This is a genomic window from Tenacibaculum sp. 190524A05c (assembly GCF_964036595.1).
Taxonomy (GTDB): Bacteria; Bacteroidota; Bacteroidia; order Flavobacteriales; family Flavobacteriaceae; genus Polaribacter; species Polaribacter platacis.
This window is the reverse complement of the sequence record NZ_OZ038523.1, coordinates 794,585-814,253: the sequence shown is the minus strand read 5'-3', so window position 1 is coordinate 814,253 and position 19,669 is coordinate 794,585. Positions and strand designations below refer to the sequence as shown.

19 protein-coding genes are annotated in these 19,669 nt (G+C 30.2%); 14 read left to right on the top strand and 5 right to left on the bottom strand.

Translation table 11 applies throughout. From position 1 onward, the window contains the following. Positions 1-32: 32 nt before the first annotated feature. Together ABNT61_RS03645 and ABNT61_RS03640 are read left to right on the top strand one after the other, a co-directional pair. Positions 33-1,232: a hypothetical protein gene (locus tag ABNT61_RS03645; protein WP_348744905.1), complete on the top strand. Its 1,200-nt coding sequence runs from the start codon at positions 33-35 to the stop codon at positions 1,230-1,232. Next, entirely contained in the window at positions 1,232-1,837 is a 606-nt protein-coding gene (locus ABNT61_RS03640; RefSeq protein ID WP_348712151.1) for an alpha-ketoglutarate-dependent dioxygenase AlkB family protein, read from the top strand. Before ABNT61_RS03645 ends, ABNT61_RS03640 begins: the two co-directional genes overlap by 1 nt. On the opposite strand, the gene ABNT61_RS03635 is transcribed toward ABNT61_RS03640, so the two are convergent. Then, positions 1,834-2,559 (bottom strand): head GIN domain-containing protein, encoded by a 726-nt coding sequence (locus ABNT61_RS03635; RefSeq protein WP_348744904.1) that lies wholly within the window; start codon positions 2,557-2,559, stop codon positions 1,834-1,836. The two genes, ABNT61_RS03640 and ABNT61_RS03635, sit on opposite strands and share 4 nt — an antisense overlap. Positions 2,560-2,593: 34 nt before the next feature. Between ABNT61_RS03635 and ABNT61_RS03630 the strand changes: the two genes are divergently transcribed. Then, entirely contained in the window at positions 2,594-3,265 is a 672-nt protein-coding gene (locus tag ABNT61_RS03630) for a hypothetical protein (protein WP_348744903.1), read from the top strand. On the opposite strand, the gene ABNT61_RS03625 is transcribed toward ABNT61_RS03630, so the two are convergent. The 3 genes from ABNT61_RS03625 to ABNT61_RS03615 are packed head-to-tail and all read right to left on the bottom strand — an operon-like array spanning position 3,262 to position 5,426. Then, entirely contained in the window at positions 3,262-4,350 is a 1,089-nt protein-coding gene (locus tag ABNT61_RS03625; RefSeq protein WP_348744902.1) for a hypothetical protein, read from the bottom strand. The two genes, ABNT61_RS03630 and ABNT61_RS03625, sit on opposite strands and share 4 nt — an antisense overlap. Beyond that, positions 4,337-4,867: a hypothetical protein gene (locus ABNT61_RS03620; RefSeq protein ID WP_348744901.1), complete on the bottom strand. Its 531-nt coding sequence runs from the start codon at positions 4,865-4,867 to the stop codon at positions 4,337-4,339. Before ABNT61_RS03620 ends, ABNT61_RS03625 begins: the two co-directional genes overlap by 14 nt. Then, positions 4,857-5,426: an RNA polymerase sigma factor gene (locus tag ABNT61_RS03615; RefSeq protein ID WP_348725262.1), complete on the bottom strand. Its 570-nt coding sequence runs from the start codon at positions 5,424-5,426 to the stop codon at positions 4,857-4,859. The genes ABNT61_RS03620 and ABNT61_RS03615 overlap by 11 nt, the downstream gene beginning before the upstream one ends. A gap of 144 nt (positions 5,427-5,570) precedes the next feature. Between ABNT61_RS03615 and ABNT61_RS03610 the strand changes: the two genes are divergently transcribed. From ABNT61_RS03610 to ABNT61_RS03560, 11 genes are all read left to right on the top strand, one after another. Next, entirely contained in the window at positions 5,571-6,440 is an 870-nt protein-coding gene (locus ABNT61_RS03610; RefSeq protein WP_348712145.1) for a hydroxymethylglutaryl-CoA lyase, read from the top strand. Continuing rightward, entirely contained in the window at positions 6,440-7,252 is an 813-nt protein-coding gene (locus ABNT61_RS03605; protein ID WP_348744900.1) for a hypothetical protein, read from the top strand. The genes ABNT61_RS03610 and ABNT61_RS03605 overlap by 1 nt, the downstream gene beginning before the upstream one ends. Before the next feature lie 15 nt (positions 7,253-7,267). Next, the gene (locus ABNT61_RS03600) at positions 7,268-8,824 is read left to right on the top strand and encodes a bifunctional metallophosphatase/5'-nucleotidase (RefSeq protein WP_348744899.1); all 1,557 of its coding nucleotides are present in this window, start codon (positions 7,268-7,270) and stop codon (positions 8,822-8,824) included. A gap of 86 nt (positions 8,825-8,910) precedes the next feature. After that, positions 8,911-10,101 (top strand): DUF4856 domain-containing protein, encoded by a 1,191-nt coding sequence (locus ABNT61_RS03595; protein WP_348744898.1) that lies wholly within the window; start codon positions 8,911-8,913, stop codon positions 10,099-10,101. Between the two features lie 96 nt (positions 10,102-10,197). Continuing rightward, positions 10,198-11,304, top strand: a complete 1,107-nt coding sequence (locus tag ABNT61_RS03590) for an imelysin family protein (RefSeq protein ID WP_348744897.1) — start codon at positions 10,198-10,200, stop codon at positions 11,302-11,304. A 112-nt stretch (positions 11,305-11,416) separates the two neighbouring features. Beyond that, positions 11,417-12,727: an HTTM domain-containing protein gene (locus ABNT61_RS03585; protein WP_348744896.1), complete on the top strand. Its 1,311-nt coding sequence runs from the start codon at positions 11,417-11,419 to the stop codon at positions 12,725-12,727. Further along, on the top strand, positions 12,702-15,137 hold the full coding sequence (locus ABNT61_RS03580) for a TonB-dependent receptor family protein (RefSeq protein ID WP_348744895.1): 2,436 nt from the start codon (positions 12,702-12,704) through the stop codon (positions 15,135-15,137). Before ABNT61_RS03585 ends, ABNT61_RS03580 begins: the two co-directional genes overlap by 26 nt. An 82-nt stretch (positions 15,138-15,219) precedes the next feature. Next, complete coding sequence (locus ABNT61_RS03575) at positions 15,220-15,942, top strand: hypothetical protein (protein ID WP_348744894.1); 723 nt, start codon at positions 15,220-15,222, stop codon at positions 15,940-15,942. Between the two features lie 163 nt (positions 15,943-16,105). Beyond that, a complete protein-coding gene (locus ABNT61_RS03570) occupies positions 16,106-16,615 on the top strand; it encodes a hypothetical protein (protein WP_348741991.1) in 510 nt (169 codons plus the stop codon). 9 nt (positions 16,616-16,624) lie between these two features. Next, entirely contained in the window at positions 16,625-18,349 is a 1,725-nt protein-coding gene (locus ABNT61_RS03565; RefSeq protein WP_348744893.1) for an ATP-binding protein, read from the top strand. 45 nt (positions 18,350-18,394) lie between these two features. Continuing rightward, positions 18,395-19,138, top strand: coding sequence for a DNA-binding response regulator (locus ABNT61_RS03560; RefSeq protein ID WP_348712135.1), 744 nt, complete (start codon positions 18,395-18,397; stop codon positions 19,136-19,138). A gap of 69 nt (positions 19,139-19,207) precedes the next feature. Here the strand turns inward: ABNT61_RS03560 and ABNT61_RS03555 are convergent, their stop codons facing one another. After that, positions 19,208-19,612 (bottom strand): DUF1842 domain-containing protein, encoded by a 405-nt coding sequence (locus ABNT61_RS03555; RefSeq protein ID WP_348744892.1) that lies wholly within the window; start codon positions 19,610-19,612, stop codon positions 19,208-19,210. Positions 19,613-19,669: the final 57 nt, after the last annotated feature.

The window sequence follows — 19,669 nt, the reverse complement described above, 5'->3', positions numbered from 1 at the left end:
TGTATTTGTCATAAAAGATAAAAACCTAATTTATGTATAAAATAATACCCTCTACTTTACTAGTTTTTCTATTTGTATTAGTTTCATGTAGTAGTGTTAAATCTACTCAGAAAGCAATAAACAAAGGTGATTATGATAAAGCTATGTCTATAGCAATTAAAAACCTTGAAAAGAATAAAACAAAAGAAAAAAATCAACCTTATATCACAATGCTTCAGGATGCTTTTAAGAAAGCTACAGAAAGAGATATTGCGAGGGTTGAGTTTTTAGAAAAGGAGAATCAATCTCGAAATCTAAAATCAATATATGATTTGTATAATGGTTTAAAGTATAGACAAGAAAGAATTAAACCGTTATTACCACTTAGAATATTAGCTTCTGGTAAGAATGCAGAATTTGATTTTGTAGATTATGACGATGCAATTATTTCTGTTCAAAAAGAGTATGCCACTTATTTATATGATGAAGCAAAGCTTTCATATGATCAAGGAAGAGTAAACAAAATGAACTACAGAAGAGCGTACGATGATTTTCAAAAAGTTTCTCGTATTTATCCTCACTTTAAAGACATTGATGCTTTAATGGAAGAATGCCATTCTAAAGGAACTGATTTTGTTCATGTAGCTGTTTTTAATGAAACGGATCAAATTATTCCTAGAAGATTAGAGAGTGATTTATTAGCTATTGATACTTACGGATTGAATGATTTCTGGACAGTTTACCATGCTCAGAAGAATAGAAATCAGGATTATGATTTTGATCTAGAACTTAATTTTAGAAGAATTGCTGTTTCTCCAGAACAAATAAGAGAAAAAGAGATAATTAGAGAGAAAGAGATAAAAGACGGCTGGAAATATCTTAGAGATAGGAATGGAAACTATGTTTTAGATAGTTTAGGTAAAAAGAAAAAAGTAGATAATATGATTACTGTGCGTTGTAAATTTTATCGATTTACTCAATTTAAAAGCAGTAACGTAAATGCAGTAGTAAAGTATATTGATAATAAGAATAATCAGCTTATCGATCAATTCCCATTAGAGAGCGAATTTGTTTTTGAACACAGTTATGCTGAGTATGATGGTGATAAAAGAGCCTTAACTGATGGTTATTTAGATTTGATACGATTAGAGGCTGTTCAGTTTCCTACAAATGAACAAATGGTTTATGATACAGGAACGGATATAAAGCAAAAGTTAAAACGAATAATTCGAAGAAATTCATTTAGAAATTAATGGATTTATTTACTCAATTTGATGAAAAAAATAATCTTCTACCAGAAGGAGGAGAGGTAAACTATTATGGATCTGTATTTCCTAGAAAAGAGGCTGATAGTTTATATGATTATTTACTAAATGAGATAGAGTGGAAGAATGACCAAGCAATTATTTTCGGAAAAAAAATAACGACAAAAAGAAAGGTTGCTTGGTACGCAGAAGAAGCTTTTGAATACTCGTATTCAAATATCACTAAAGTTGCCTTAAAGTTTACAGATGAGCTTTTAAAAATAAAGTCTTTTGTTGAAAGTAAAACCAATGAGACATATAATTCATGTTTGTTGAATTTATATCATGATGGTTCCGAGGGAATGGCTTGGCATAGTGATGGAGAAAAAGATTTGAAAAAGAATGGAGCCATCGCTTCTGTTACTTTTGGTGCTGAACGTAAATTTGCCTTTAAAAATAAACGAACCAAGGAAGTAGTTTCATTAGTACTTCAACATGGTTCGTTATTAGTTATGAAAGGAGAAACGCAAACCAATTGGTTACATCGATTACCTCCCACAAAAAAGATTCATCGCCCTAGAATTAATTTAACCTTCAGGACAATTGTTTCTTAATCTCTTTTTCTTACATCTCCAGATCCAACTGAATTTGTATCAATGTATTTAGGATCTCCTTTATAGTAAATACTGCCAGATCCTGCGATACTTGCTTTAATTTTGTTAGAAACAGTTGCTTCTACATCTCCTGATCCAGCAACAGATACTTTTAAATCATTTACTTCTAAACCGTAAGCTCTAATATTTCCAGATCCAGCAACAGAACATTTTAAGTTATCGCTATTTCCCTTTAAGTTAATATTACCAGATCCACCAATTGAAGCCTTTACAGTTTCTGCATCTACAGTAGCTTTAATATTTCCTGATCCTCCAATAGAAACACTTACTTCATTACCAGAAATCGTTTTTTCTGAAATAATACTACCAGATCCACCAAGAGCAACTCCGTTTATTTTTTCAAAAGGAACTGTAACTGTTAATTTTCTTTTAGTTCTGATGTTTGTGTTTTTCTTTACTTTAATTCTTAAAGTTCCTCTTTTAACCTCAGTAATAATGTAAGGTAAAATGTTTTCTTCACCGTCTAATGTAATTTTTCCCTCAGTTCCATTAACTAAAATTACATCAAAAAAACCGCTAAGGCTCACTTCATCAAAAGATCCAACGTTCCTTTTTTCGGTAACAACATTTCCGTTACCTCTAACTTTTTTAGAATTCCACCAACTTTGAGAAAAAATTGCTGTACTGTTAAAAATTAATAGTGCTAATAATAGTTTTTTCATTTTTTATTTTAAATTTAAGATGAATTAATATTTCTTGGCAACCAAAATTGTAAATAATAAGATTCCTCGTTTTCTAAAGTTGCTATACATTGTTACCTCTATTTTAGTAGCTTATGCTTTAGCAATAGAAAATATTAACCTCGAGTTTGCTATAAAACTTGTTGCGTTATTTTCTTTGTCTTTTTTGTACTTAGAAACTACCTTAAAAGTGAATCATTGGTATGTAATGATCCTTTTGTTTTCTATAATTTCTGATTCTCTATTTATTTTTGATGCCTTTTATTATCCGGCCTTAGGCTTCTTAATACTGAATAGATTTCTTTATATCGTAATTATCAGAAGAACAATATTTCCTTATCCGCCGAAAGTATTGTTGTTATATTCTATTCCTTTTCTGTTAACGTTTTTAATGATCTACTTTTTGATTTATGAGTATTTATTAGATATTCAGTTATCTGCATTTATCTTAGGAGTAGTATCTGTATTTCTAGTACTGTTTACGTATTTGAATTTTCTTTACAAAAACAATAAACGTTCTAAATATTTCTTTTTAGGTACTACATTAATGCCTTTTGCAGATGTATTAACAGCAATTGCTAATTACATTGACTCTCATTTATTTTATGTGGTCATTTATCATTTCATGTACTACATTGCTCGTTATTATATTTATAAAGCAATGATTATGAATAAGAATAAATACTAGTCAATTAACTTCAACGAAACTCCTCCGTAATTAGATTTAATTTTAATTTTTGAGTTAGATTTTCCTTTTCCGAAAGAACCTTCGTAATACTTCTTAGTAGTTTTCTTTATTGATTTAAAAGTCTCTACATATTCACTAGGATAGTTGAAACTTGCATAACCTAAGTCAACATTGAAAGTGAAATTATTATCAGAAGAAGTTCCTATTTTGATACCAGCATAGCTACCGTCAATAATAACTTGGTCGAAACCTTTCATTAATTCTCTAACGCGCAACCCACCATAATCCGTGTCAATTCTTAAATAATCTCTTAAAGTACCTATTCTCATTCCAGCGTAGTCAGAATTTCCATCAACAGAGTTGGCGTCATTAATAGTTATGCTACCATAATCACAGTTGAAATCTACTTTGTCAGCATTTCCGATTTTAACTCCACTGTAATCCGCATTTACTCTAACATTATCAGTTTTGTCAATTGTAATTTTAGAATAATCTGCATTCAAACTTCCTGCTTTCATGTAGTGAATGTCAGAGCTTCCACAGTAATCCAATTCAATTGAATTGCTCGGATTTAATAGCTTATCAATTTGAATAGATCCATAATCACAATTAATATTTGCTTTACCTTCTAAAGTATCTAAATCAATATTTCCATACTTATTATTTAAATCCGCATTATTAGTAACAGGCATTTTAACGTAATAGTTAATCTTATAGCTTAACTTATTGTTATTGCTTCCCCACCAGCTCCAGCTAGATTTAATACTTTCAAAAATTGTTCTTGCTTCAACTAAACTTTCAGTAGCTTCAAATTCAATATTAATAGTATTTAGTTTTTCCTGAACTTTATCCTCATTTCTTCCTTTAACGGTGATTTTTACATCAATTTCAACGGTGTTCTTTTCCCAGGTAGTAACATTTACGTTACCGTATTTATTCTTAATGTAAACGGTTGCATTAGAGTTTACGTTAAACTTTTTGCTAATAGTTTTAGTTTTCTCATGTTTCTTTATTTTTATTGGACTAGCCAATAAGAAGAGAGGAGATAATAAAAACGCGATGATTATTTTACTAAATTGTTTCATTGAATTCTATATTTTGATTTGAGGGATTTTTTAATCTTTCTAATAATGTTTGTAGGCTTTGAAGTATTTTCAAGCGTTGTTGGTAGTTTGTAACCATAGCTTGAATAATTTGCTCTTCATTTCCTTTAAACTCTAAATCTTTTACATAATTTTTATAATGTTCTTCTAATTCTTCAATATCATCTAGAGCTTCTTCAATAATAGACTCTGTGTCTAGATTTCTATATTTTTCTATTTCTCTTAACTCGTGATTGATAGCGTTAACAAAAAACGTTTGTGTTTCACCCATTTCTGGAGCGATATCAGAAAAATTAATTTCTTGTTTTGGTTGATACATAGTTCCGAAATAGAAACCAATAAGTAATACAACCGATGCCGCTACTGATAACCACTTAAATGATACACCTTTACTCTGTGGTTTTTCTAACTTTCTTAAAAAACGATCTTCATGACCTGAATGAGGCTCAAAAATATCCAAATCGTTATTTGACAAAAACTCCTTCAACTTATCTTCCATACATACTGATTTTTGGGTTTTCTTTGAGTAATATTTGTTGTAATTTCTTTTTTGCTCTAGAAATAGTAGTTCTTACATTTTCGTTAGTATAACTCAAAATCTCTGCTATTTCTTCATTATCGTAACCTTCTATTAAATGAAGGTTCAAAATTATTCTATAATTGTCTTTTAAACTGTTTATTGTGTTTAAAATATTTCTTACACCTAAAACTTCATAGTTAATTTCAACGTCTACAACAGAATCATTATCTGTAACCACTTCCATTTTTACTTCTGAATATCTATTATTCTTTTTCAGTTGTGTTAAACTTTTATTGATTACTATTCTTTTTAACCATGCTCCAAAAGCAACTTCACCTTTAAAAGTACTCAACTTCGTAAACGCTGTTAAGAATGCTTCTTGCATTAAATCTTCAGCTTCGAATTCGTCTTTTAATATTCGAAACGCTGTATTGTACATAGCCTTGTAATATTGCCTATACAATTGCATTTGAGCTGCTTTGTCTCTTTTTTTACAGCGTTCGATTAGTTGATCTATATTTAGTTTTTCAGCTTTCAAAAAATACTTTTCTATGGTAAAGACATTTCAATTTTCGAGATGTTACACTTTTTATTTTTTTATTTTTAAAATCTTAATAAAATTGTTAGTAAACTGACCTATTGATAATTTAAAAATATTAAAATATCTCCTATATTTGGCATAATGATTGAAGAAGTAAAGTTAATAGAATGCCCAAGAGATGCAATGCAAGGAATAAAAAGTCATTTTATTCCATCAGAGCTAAAAGCAAAGTATATTAATTCCTTGTTAAATGTAGGATTTGATACTATTGATTTTGGAAGTTTTGTATCTCCTAAAGCAATTCCCCAAATGAAAGACACTGATAAAGTTTTAAGTTTACTTGATCTTACTTCTACTAGAAGCAAGTTGTTGGCTATTGTTGCAAATGTAAGAGGAGCTAATGATGCCTGTGCTTTTGAAGAAATAGATTATTTAGGTTATCCTTTTTCTATTTCAGAGAATTTCCAAATGAGGAATACACATAAAACTATCGCAGAATCGGTAGATATATTAAGAGATATATTAAATATTGCGAATAGACATAATAAAGAAGTAGTTGCTTATTTATCAATGGGCTTCGGAAATCCTTATGGAGATCCTTGGAACGTTGAAATTGTGGCAGAATGGACAGAAAAACTTGCAAATTACGGAGTTAAAATTGTATCTTTGTCTGACACCATAGGTAGTTCAACACCTGAGGTGATAGATTATTTGTTCTCAAGTTTGATCCCTAAATACCCAAAAATTGAGTTTGGAGCTCATTTACATACAACTCCAGATAAATGGTTTGAAAAGGTTGATAGTGCCTTTAAAGCTGGGTGTAGAAGGTTCGACGGAGCAATTAAGGGATACGGAGGGTGCCCAATGGCTAAGGATGAGTTAACGGGAAATATGCCAACAGAAAAAATGTTGTCTTATTTTACTACTAACAAAATAAATACGAATACTAAGCCGTTGAGTTTTGAAAGTGCTTATAATAAAGCGTTAGAAGTTTTTAATACTATTGCGTAATGAAAATTAAATTTTTAATATTATTCTTCTTAGGAGCTATAGTCCACCCAGATCCACCGGCGAATACTGATGTTACGCTTGGTTCATGGGAGATTAAGAACGGAATATTTATTGAAAATAACGACGAAGAAACTAACATCGCTCGATATAATTGGAACATTTTCTACAACATGTTTCCAAAAAGAATTACACAACGATATATTAAAAAGTTAGTCTTAATGACTGACGGTGAAGATGAAAAAACTGGAGCATTAGGCGCGCTAAACGATAAGAATAATGAATGGCAATTAGTTCTTGATCCTATTGATGTAGATTTTACAAGTAAGGATGAAACAAGAATTCACCAATCAATTTATACACTAGTTCACGAGTTTGGACATTTATTAACATTAAATCACACCCAAATCAAACCTACTAAGAAAAGAGAGCAGGAAAAGGGTGAACCTTATGTTACAATTGAAGGTGTAGCTGTAAAAAATAGTTACATCAATAAGTTTGTCGAAGAGTTTTGGGGTGGTGGATTATTAAAAGAATGGGATTACATTCAACGTAATTTTTGTGTTACGGAACAAAAAAGTTGTTTAGAGAAGTTATACGGTCTTTACAAAGATAATTATACTGATTTTTTAACTGATTACGCCGCTGAGAGTCCAGAAGAGGATATTGCCGAAAGTTGGACGGCTTTTGTATTAGGAGACAAGATTGAGAATCCTGAAACTATTGCAGAAAAGAAAATCAATTTCTTCTACCAATTTGAAGAATTAGTATACTACAGAAAAGTAATTAGAAAAAATATTCGCAAGTACCAATAGAATTTAGCCTTTGCTATGAATTTCTTCAAAAAAACTGCACTTCTACTTTTAACATTATTATTTATTATTTCTTGTAAGCCTTCTGATGATAAGAATGCTCAAGATATTTCTCCATATCAGTTCGTAAAAGATTCAAATAAGCTATACTTTACAATAATTCAGCTTAATGATGTATATGAGATTTCACCTATTCAAGGAGGGAAATTTGGAGGAATGGCAAGAGTGGAAACAATTCATCAAGAAGTTCTTAAAGAAGATCCGAATACATTATTAGTTCTAGCTGGAGATTTCCTGAATCCATCTTTATTAGGAACCATTAAGGTCAATGGTGAAAGAGTCCGAGGTAAACAAATGGTTGAAGTCATGAACGCCATGAATTTTGATGTAGTTGCCTTTGGAAATCATGAATTTGATTTGAGTTATGAAAACCTACAAAAAAGAATTAATGAAAGTAATTTTGATTGGATTTCGTCTAACGTATACCATAATGTAAATGGTGAGAATGTTCCATTTCATAAAGTAGTCAATGGGAGCAAAAAGTCTCTAAACCCAACCTTTACTAAAAGAATTACAGTGGGAGATCATATTATTAATTTAGGGTTTATAAGTGTTTGTATTCCATCAAATCCTAAAAGTTATGTAACCTATACCGATGTTTTTGAAGAAGCAAAGAAATCTTACAACGAATTAAAAGATAAAACCGATTATGTAATTGGTTTAACACACTTGACCATTGAACAGGATAAGGAAATGGCTAAATTTCTTCCAGAAATCCCTTTAATTATGGGAGGTCATGAGCATACTAATATGTATCATAAGTTGGGGAATTCAATAATTACTAAAGCCGATGCTAACGCTAAAACCATCTATATTCATAGATTTCAATTTGATCCAACTACAAAGAAGTTAGATTTTAAATCGGAATTAAAAACTATAAATGATTCTATTAAAGTAGATGAAAGAGTAGGGGAGATTGTTCAAAAATGGGACAATATTTTAACAACTAAAATAAAAGATGTTGTAGAAAACCCTAATGAAATAGTTTACCATACTACAACTCCGTTAGAAGCCAGAGATACTCCAATTCGATCTGTACAGACTAATATGGGCGAAATTGTAGCAGAAGCAATGAGTAGAAGTTATGATACCGACATTGATTGCGCAATTGTTAATGGAGGATCAATTCGTATCGATGATGTTCTATCAGGAGATGTCTCAGCAATTGATATATTTAGAGTTCTTCCTTATGGTGGGGAAGTTCTGAAAGTAAAACTAAAGGGAAGTTTATTAAATGAAGTTTTGGATTATGGCGAAAATGCTTCCGGGACAGGTGCATATTTACAACGATATAATATCAAAAAATCTGATAAGAATGAGTGGTTAATTCAAAATGAGAAGATTTTAGACGATCAAATTTATATTGTAGCAACTTCAGATTATCTATTAAAAGGATTCGATATCCCATTCTTAAAGCCTTCAAACAAAGAAGTTATAGAGGTTTATACTCCAACGAAAGAAGAAAAAGCTTATGACGTTCGTAAGGCAGTCATAGACTTTTTAAAGTCAAAATGATTTATTTTAAATTATTCTAAATAAACTTTGGTGGTTTCGTATCCTTTTATATTTTTGCATCATTATTTGAAATTAATCTAAATAAAATGAAAAAAGTAATTATAGCTTCATTAGCTTTAACCACATTGTCAATGGTTTCATGTTCTGATGATGATAATGTAGGATCTGGAGTAACAGCACCTCAAACTTATAAATTCGAAAGAAACGGAAGTACTTCAGTAAGTTATTCTGGTCAAACAACACGTATTAAAATGGGAGAGGAGTTTATTGCTGCTCTAAAAGATCCTAGTAAAACTGAAGCTCAATTAGACGCAATGTTCGCTCATGTTGAAGGAAATAATGATTTTTCTGAAGCTGAATTAAATGCATCTGATAAAAGTATAAGAAGTAAAACTGCAGCATCGAGAGATTATTTCTCAACTAATACAGCTGAAGCCAATACTTTAAAAGCAAAATTCGATGGATGGATTGCTGCGCAAGTTTCTGAGGTTTTTCCTAACTGGAATACATTAGCATCAGAAGGAGTTGCTGGTCAAATTCAAGAAGCTGGAGGTGGATCAATTCGTTACGTTAGTGCGAAGGGATTAGAATATAATCAAGCAATTAACAAAGGATTAATTGGTGGTTTAATGGTAGATCAAATGTTAAATAACTATTTAGGAACTGCTGTTTTAGATGAGGCTTCTAATATTTCTGATAATAACTCAGATATTTTAGCAACAGATAAAAACTATACAACAATGGAGCACAAATGGGATGAGGCATTTGGTTATTTATATGGTACAGATGATGCTGAAAATCCACAATATGGTGCAGATAGTTTTTTAAGTAAGTATGTTGCCAGAGTTGAAGGTGATGCAGATTTTGCCGGAATCTCACAAGAAATTTATGACGCATTTAAATTAGGAAGAGCTGCAATCGTTGCAAAGAATTATAATGTAAGAAACCAACAAGCTTCTATTATTAGAAATGCAGTTTCGAAAATTATTGCAATTAGAGCTGTTTACTATTTACAACAAGCAAAGGCTACATTAGCTAATGATAAAGCTTCAGCATTTCATGATTTATCAGAAGGATTTGGATTTATTCAATCATTACGATTTACAAGAAATACTACAACAAATACAACGCATTTACCTGCTGCTGACATCGAAGGTTACTTAACAACTTTAATGGCGGATAATGGTTTCTGGGATGTTACTAACGCAACTTTAGATGATATTTCAACTAAGATTGCAAATGCATATGGATTTACAGTAGCTGAGGCTGCTAATTAAATCTATTCTAAATAAAAATAATTACTTAAAAAGTAGCTATGTTTCATAGCTACTTTTTATATTTGCACAGTTTATTTAGAATAAATAGAAATAATTATGATGAGAAGATATTTCGCAATACTAACAATCTTACTTTTAGCTTATTCGTGCTCTAGTTCAGATACAGATCCTTCTGGAGGAAGTACAGATAATTTTGATAGATCTAGTTTATTAGCTAACGTAGCAGATAATATGGCAAAGCCTGTATTTGCTGATTTAAAAGCTAAACTAGAAGATTTAAAAACAAAATTTGATAGTTTCAATTCAACTCCAAATACAACTACGTTTTCAGCAGTTAAAACATCTTGGTTGAATGCATATAAAGTATGGCAATACGCAGCCATTTTCGAAATAGGAAAGGCCGAAGAATTACAATTTGTAAATCATTTTAACATTTATCCAGTTACTGTTGCTGATGTAGATAATAATATTAGTACTGGAACATATGACTTGAATAGTACAAATAATCATGATGCGCAAGGATTTCCTGCATTAGATTATTTATTCTTTGGAGTTGCTGCTACTGAAACGGATATCATTGCTAAGTATACTACTGATGCTAATGCTTCTAATTATAAGAAGTATGTAAATGATGTTATTGCTAAAATGACTGATATAGCAACAGAAATTTCAGATGATTGGAATGGAAGTTATAGAGGAGATTTTGTTTCTAATTCAGGTAACACTGCTACAAGTGCATTAAATAAGTTTGTTAATGATTTTATTTTCCACTACGAAAAAAGATTAAGAGCAAATAAATTTGGTATTCCAGTAGGTAACTTTTCAGCTACGCCGTTACCGGAAAAGGTTGAAGCTTTTTATGCAAAACAATATTCAAAAGAATTAGCTTTAGATGCATTGGCAGCTGTAAATAATGTGTTTTCTGGTAGAGCTTATGGAAGTAGTGCAACGGGTGCTAGTTTTCAGACTTACCTAAATAGTTTGAGTAAGTCAACTTTATCAACTTCAATTACAAATCAATTTGAATCAGCAAGAACTCAAATCAATACATTGAGTGCTAGTCTATATGAACAAATCAATACAAACAATCAACCAGCTTTAATGGCTTATGATGAATTACAAAAAGCAGTAGTTTTACTAAAGGTAGACATGCTACAAGCTTTTAATGTAAGCGTTGATTTTGTAGATGCTGACGGAGATTAGAAGTTAAGAGTAAAAAAATAATGAAACTGTCTGTTTATTCAGACAGTTTTTTTGTGTATTAGGATAATTGTATTTTAAGTGCTACATAAATAAAACAACAAGTGCAGCTCCTTTGGCGTTTTTTAGAATTGCTTTTGGAGTTTTAATGTGCTTAAGTATTATTAGGTTTTGGTATAATGGATGGATTGATAAGCTATACATTGCTCCAAAATTCTTTTTTTCATTCTATGGTTTTGATTGGATAAAACCTTTTGGCAACTACACCTATTTGCTTTTTATTTTTTGTGGTTTATCAGCATTATTTGTAGCTTTTGGATATAAATATAGAATTGCCATAATTTCTTTCTTTTTAAGCTTTACTTACATAGAACTAATGGACAAAACGACTTATCTAAATCATTACTATTTCGTAAGTCTTGTTAGTTTTTTAATGATTTTCTTACCAGCAAATGCAACTTTTTCTATTGATAGTAACAATAAAGGAATTGAATATGCTAAGATTCCAAATTGGACAATTGATAGTATTAAATTTTTACTTGGAATAGTTTATTTCTACGCAGGTCTCGCAAAACTTAATACAGATTGGCTTTTTAGAGCTCAACCATTAAAAATATGGTTACCATCTAAGTACGATTTGCCATTAATTGGGAATAATGTGATGCAGCAAGAATGGTTTCATTTTGCCATGAGTTGGAGTGGTGCGATTTATGATTTGTGTATTCCTTTTTTATTACTTTTTAAAAGAACCAGAACTATAGGTTTCTTTTTCGTTGTAGTTTTTCATGTGTTTACGAGAATATTATTCCCAATAGGAATGTTTCCATACATTATGATTGTGGCAACTATGATTTTCTTTGAACCAAGTTTTCATGAAGGAGTAATTTCTATGTTGAAAAGCAGGATCAGTTTTTTGAATTATAAGGTTCAAGTTAAAGAGGCCTTTCAATATAAAAATCAAGTAATTCCTAAATTAGTAGCTGTTTTTGTTTTAATTCAATTGTTGTTTCCTTGGAGATATTTATTGTATCCAGGCGAATTATTTTGGACTGAACAAGGATATCGTTTTTCATGGAGAGTGATGTTAATGGAAAAAGCTGGTTATTCAAATTTTAAAATAGTCGATGGAAAAACAAAACAGTTTTTCTATGTAGATAATAAAGATTTTTTGACTTCTTTTCAAGAGAAGCAAATGAGTTTTCAACCTGACTTTATATTAGAGTATGCACATTTTTTAGGAGACCATTTCACAAAAGATGGACATCAAAATGTAGAAGTATACGTGGAATCCTATGTAGCATTAAATGGAAGACCAAGTAAGCTATATATTGACCCTAAGGTTGATTTATATAAACAAAAAGAAAGTTTTAAACATAAAGATTGGATTTTACCTTTTAACGATGAGATTGAAATTAAAGGATTATAGTATTGTATTTGTATTGTTTCTATGTATAACTGCCTTAACTGCACAAACAAAGTTTACTGGTGTTGTATCTTCAGAAACTAAGAAAAAGCTTCAAAAAGTACAGTTGTTTGATGTTTCAGGAAACGTATTGTCTACAACGGATTCGAATGGATATTTTGAATTTTCAAGTACTAAGAAAGTGTTTACAGTTGTATTTTATTTAGATGAATACGAACTTTTAGAAACAAAGTTTGATTCAAATGTAAATACTGTTTATAACATCACATTAAATTCCTTTTCAGAAGAATTATCAGAAGTGGAAATTAAAGCTAAAAAACGCAAAGCTTTTGAATTAAAAAGACTAAAGGACGTTGAGGGAACAGCAATTTACGCGGGTAAAAAAACAGAAGTGGTTCTAGTAACAGAATCTACTGCAAATTTAGCAACCAATAATGCTCGTCAACTATATAATCAAGTTGCTGGTTTAAATATTTTTGAAAATGATGACGCAGGTTTACAATTAAATGTTGGAGGTCGCGGTTTAGATCCTAATAGAACTTCTAATTTTAATACACGTCAAAATGGATATGATATTAGTGCCGATGTATTAGGATATCCTGAGAGTTATTATACACCAGCAGCAGAAGGACTTCAGGAAATTCAAGTAATTCGCGGCGCTGCTTCTTTACAATATGGAACTCAATTTGGAGGTTTGATCAACTTTATAATGAAAAAACCAAACTCTAATAAAGCGCTTGAAGTTGTTTCAAGAACTACCTTAGGGAGTTTTAATCTTTTTACAAACTTTACTAGCATAGGTGGAACATCTGGTAAATTGAGTTATTATGGATATTATAACTATAAACAAGGTGATGGGTTTAGACCAAACTCTGGATTTAACTCAAAAAATGCATATGCTTACGTAGGTTATGATTTCAATACAAAAACAAAACTAGAGGCAGAAGCAACATATTTAACGTATTTAGCTCAACAAGCGGGTGGGTTAACCGACGCAATGTTTGCTGATAATCCGTTTCAAAGTAATAGAAGTAGAAATTGGTTTAATGTAGATTGGTTATTATATAATTTAAAATTCACACATGATTTTACTGATAATACAAAGTTTACCTTTAACTTCTTTGGTTTAAATGCCTCAAGAGATGCCGTTGGATTTAGAGATAGAAGAGTTGATTTAGCTGATAATTTAGGAGCTAGAGAATTATTAACTAGTGATTTTAGCAATTTTGGATTCGAAGCTCGTTTTTTAGATAAATACAAGTTATTCGGAAAAGAAGCAACGTACTTAATAGGAGGTAAGTATTATAACGCAAATAACACTTCTTTTCAAGGACCAGGAACAGATGAAAGTGATGCTAATTTTTCTTCAGCTATTGATCAGTTTCCAAATTATACTTTCCAATCAGATTTTGATAATCCCAATGAGAATATTGCAATTTTTGGAGAGAATATATTTTACGTTAGTGATAAGTTTTCTGTAACTCCTGGTTTTAGATTTGAATATATAAATACAGGAAGTAATGGTTTTAGAAAACGAGTAAATACAGATGCTGCTGGTAATCCAATTGGAACAGTAGAAGAATCAGATAATCTCACCAAAGAACGTTCTTTTGTATTATTAGGATTAGGGTTGAGTTATAAACCAAATGATGTTTTAGAAGTATATGGAAACATTTCCCAAAATTATCGTTCTATTACATTTTCAGATGTAAATATTGTTAATCCGTCAAATGCTGTAGATCCAAATTTAGATGATGAAACAGGTTTTACAATAGATGCTGGAATTAGAGGTAATTTAAATAAGTTTATTTCTTATGATTTAAGCGGATTTGCCTTATTCTATAACAATCGAATAGGAGATTTTACAACTACAATTCCTCCACTTAATACTGTCGGTCAATTGAGAACTAATGTTGGAGAAGCTCGTATTATTGGTCTTGAATCTTTAATCGATGTTAACTTAAAACGTGTTTTCGATTTATCAAATGATTATAGTTTAAATACGTTTATCAATACCTCGTTTATTAGTTCTGAATATACAGATTCAAAAGAAAACAATATAAAAGGTAATAGAGTTGAATTCGTACCTGATGTGAACTTAAAGACTGGTTTAAAATTCGGATACAAGGATTTTACAACAAGTCTGCAATATTCTTATTTGTCAGAGCAATTTAATGATGCTAATAATTCTGCGCAACCTGATGCTTCCAATGCGGTAAGAGGTCCAATTCCATCTTATGGAATATTGGATTTTTCAGCCTCTTATTCTTATAAGTTTTTAAAGTTAGAAGTCGGAGTTAATAATTTATTGGATGAAGTCTATTTTACGAGAAGAGCTACAGGTTATCCAGGTCCAGGAATAATTCCATCTGCACCAAGAAATTGGTATACAACGTTGCAGTTTAAGTTTTAGAATAATTCTAAATAAAGGTAGTTGTTCTAACCCTTTTTTACTGTTGTCTTTTTATCGTATTTTTAGGTAAAAGATATTCAGTATGTTAGGTTTAGTTGATCTTCACAAAGAGTTATTAAAAAATAGAAGAAAAGACCTTAATGGAATTGAGGTTTTGAAATGGGTAGATGATGTTCTTAAAAATGTTGATAGTCAGCATGAAATGATTAGAACTAAGCTGAATTCTTCTCAGTCAAATAATTACGTAGCTAATTTTAAAAGAGAAAAACTTGAAGAAGATAAAATCTTTCATATTTCTCAAATTAGAACAATTTGTATTCAGTATCGACTTAAATTCCTAAGCACTTCATTCTTCAAAGGTGACTACCCTGTAGAAACGATTAGCAAAATCAATGAACTCGAAAATAGTCATGATGTAAAAATTGAAGAATTTAAAATAGTTGCGCCTTCAATTCTTTTCAGATTAAAAAAAGCTGATGATCCTTTACTGTTTACTCCATTAGGTAACGATTTATACTATTTAATTGATAAATGGGGAAATGACATCAACTTGTCAAGAAAAATCAAATATTGGCCAGTAAGAAGTTTTGATAATTTCGCTTTCTCATTGCTAATTACAAGTATAGTATTAACAGGTTTATCTCATAGATTATTTTTTGGTGAAGAAGGAACAGTTGCTCAATTTTTTGTTGTTTTCTTATTCTTTTTAAAAGGAGTTATTGGAATGGCATTATTCTACGGAGTAGCAATTGGAAAAAATTTCACGAAATTTTCGTGGAAAAGTGAACATGATAAAATTCAGTAAAATCCCTTATGGTTGTTATAATTGTATCATAAAATTTCTTAATTGTATTACTGATTTTTAATTCTACAAAAATTTTTCTTTCATTTTTTACGAAAGGGTTGTTTGTTTTTATGCTAAATTTTATTGTACATTTAGTTCATCTAACTAAACTAAATTATAAATTATGAGCACCCAAAAATCTATTAATGGGATTAACATTCAAGTAAGTTTTTGTAACCAAATTAATTGTCAACCGATACCATTAGATGAAATTTCTAAAGGCTCACCATTGGCAAATGTTTATGCTAAAGAAGGTGTTGCAAATACATATACTGTAAATATCGTAAGTCATGTTCCAACGCAATTAAATGTGGATACACCACCAGATCCGAATGTAGTGATTTCATTAGATAATAATGCAGGATATTTATATTTGGCATATAATGGGATACAGGCTGTAAATACATCCATTAATCAAGGTGATGTGAATTGTAGAGTATTTTGGTTTGAATATAATTCTCCTGTAGATTTAGATAATCCACCTGCGGGTACAACTTATAATTTATATCATACACAATTTGATTATACTATAGAACAAACTGGAGGAAGTGCTGAAGCAATTTGTGTTCATGAAAGAAATGATGATCCAGAGACGGATAGAGGTACAGTGACTACTCCAGTGAAAGGAAAATAGTTCATTATTTTGAAAATAATATTAACCTTTATATTTATCTTAAATTTCACATATTCCATTTCTCAGAGTATTCGACCAAAGTCTAAATTAAATGATTTATATCGTCTATCTCATGGAATATGTGAAGAAAGTAAGGATGAAAATTTTTGCTTAGCTTTAGAGTATTATAAATCTGATGAGTTAGACTCTTGTTATATTTATAGCTCTAAGGCTTTATTATCTAATAATATACATGAGACTAAAAATGATATTCTAAAATATTTATTAGGCAGTAGTGCGTTACATAAAGAAATTTATCAGAAAGCCTATGAAAATTTAATTTCTATAAGTAAGAACAGTTCTATTGATTTTTTGAGAAATAAACAACTAGGAAGTGTATGTATTAATCTCAAAAAATATAAAGAAGCGATTTTGTACTTAGAAAAGTTATTAACTAAAGTTGATAATTTTGACAGTATAGCTATTCGTGAAGTTTATCATAATTTAGGTTTATGCTATGTTCATACCAAGGAATATGATAAAGCAAAATTATATTTTAATAAAGAATTTACTTTAATTAAAAAAAAAGATACTTCATCAATAATTAGAGCTAAGATGGAATTAGCTAATGTGTATTATAATCAATATCTTGATGACGATGCTATTCCGTTATTTTTAGAGTCTTATAACCTTTCAAAATCTTTTTCAGATGTGGAATTAAAACAAAATTCTGCTTTAAACATGGCTGTTGTAGAACGTAATCGAAAGGGCTATAAAGAAAGTGTAAAATACTATCGTGAATATATAATGTGGAAAGATTCTATATGGAATAGAGATAGAATTATTGAACTTGCTGATAAAGATAAAGAGATTGTAGTTGCTCAAAAAGATAGTGAAATAGCTATTCAAGAAGAGAAATTAAAAACGCAAAAAGTGGTACAAAAAGGTTTAATTTTTGGAACTTCTGGGTTATTAATTTTTCTCGGGTTTTTGGCTTTCTTTTACAAGAAACTCCAAAAGAAAAATTCATTAATTACACAGCAAAAAGAAGATTTAGCAATCGCTAATAAAACTAAAAACTATTTATTTTCTGTAGTTTCTCATGATTTACGTTCTCCAATGAATACCATCAAACATCAGCATTTACAACTAAAAAAACATATAGAGAATAATAATTTAGAAGGAATAAAAGAAGCAAATAATTCAGCCATAACTGTTACCGAAAGTACAAGTCATTTATTAAACAATGTTCTGCATTGGTCTTTGGAACAAAATAATCAAATGGTTTTTGAACAGAAAGAATATCCTTTTAAACCAATTGTTGAACATGTTTTGTACGATTATGAAAATTTGATTGAAGCTAATGATGTAGAAATAGAAACAAATTACACTAAAAACTCATTAATTAAAGCAGATCGTGAATCGTTAAAAATTGTGCTAAGAAATCTTCTAGATAATTCAGTAAAATATATGAATGGTCAAGGAAAAATTACCATTGAAATGGGTGTTGATTCTGAGAATTATGCATATGTTTCAATTCAAGATACTGGAATTGGAATATCAGCTGAGAGATTAGCTAAAATTAATAGTTTGAAAGATGTTAGTATTGATAAAATTAATAGATCAGAAGGAGTTGGTTTAGGATTAATTTTATGTCAAACTTTAGTGAAAAAAAATAAAGGAATTTTATCCTTTGATAGTGAAGAAGGTAAAGGAACTAAAGTTACTATTCAATTACCGAGAAGTGAAGATTAGTAGGCTCGGAACTTTTTTATATCTTTACTTTCAAAACCATTATACATGAAAAACCTCCGATTACTACTCTTAGAAGATCTTGATGAAGAAGCGAAAGATATTGTTGCCTTTCTTGAGGAGAATGATTACGAAGTAATTAGAGTCAAGAATATGAGTGAAGCCGAAGGAGAGATTAAAAATCGATTTTTTGATGCTGTAATCTTGGATATCATGATTGATGGTAAACCAGAAGGAATTACGTTTGCACAACGTATGAATAAAGAAGGGTTAAATGTTCCTTTTTTATTTTTAACGAGTATGCAAAGTAGGGCAATTTTTGATGAAGCAAAATTGACTAATCCACTAGTTTACTTACTTAAACCTTTCAATAAACTAGAGTTGTTATACTCATTAGAATTAGCAATTGAATCTTGTTATGATCAAAATAACAGTATTAGTTTTGATGACGATAATGCCGTTTTAAGTCCAAAGTTTTTATTCATTAAACATAAACGAAGTGTAGTAAAAGTTGATGTAGACTCGATTGATTATGTTGATGTTAAAGAGAAATACTGTAATCTTCAATGTGGAGAAAGTAGATATTTGGTAAAGTTATCTTTAGTAAAGTTAAAAGATATGTTGAATAACGATAATTTCAGGCAAGTACACAGAAATTATTTAGTAAACATGAAGAGTATTAAGGAGATATATCTAGAGGATAATTTGATTATTCTAAACAACTTAGAGAAAATTCCTTTTAGTGAACGTTATAAACACGCGTTTGTAAGAGACAATACAATTTTCAGATAGAAAAAAGGTAGCACTCATTAAAAGAAACTTGTACTACCTTGATTGCTATAATCCCCTAAGTTTATTGTTTTAATTTTCTGATTTTACTGGAACATTTTCGATGTTATGACTTCCATAAGAGAATCCTCCAGTACCGTTCCACTCATTATTAATATCCATATGAGCTTCAAATTTTTGTAAGTAACTTCCAATTGCAGGAGGTGGCACAGATACAACATATTCACCATTTAAGCTTACAATTTTAGTAACTTCTCCGTATCCAGTTGCACGTACATTTCCAGTTACTTTTACTTCGATTGGAGCGCTATCAATAGCTTGTGTAATTTCTACCATTCCAGATACTGTTCCAGATGCAGCATTTACAACTAAAGAAAAATGTGCAATAGGAGCTCCAGGCATTCCAACGTTTCCGATAGTTCCTTTTGTTAAATAAGCTGAGTCGATTAATGTTTTTGGTTCTTTTAAAGTAGCCATAATAGTTTGGTTTTATAGGTTAATTCTTAATTTTCTTACTAATCTTGTATCAAAGAT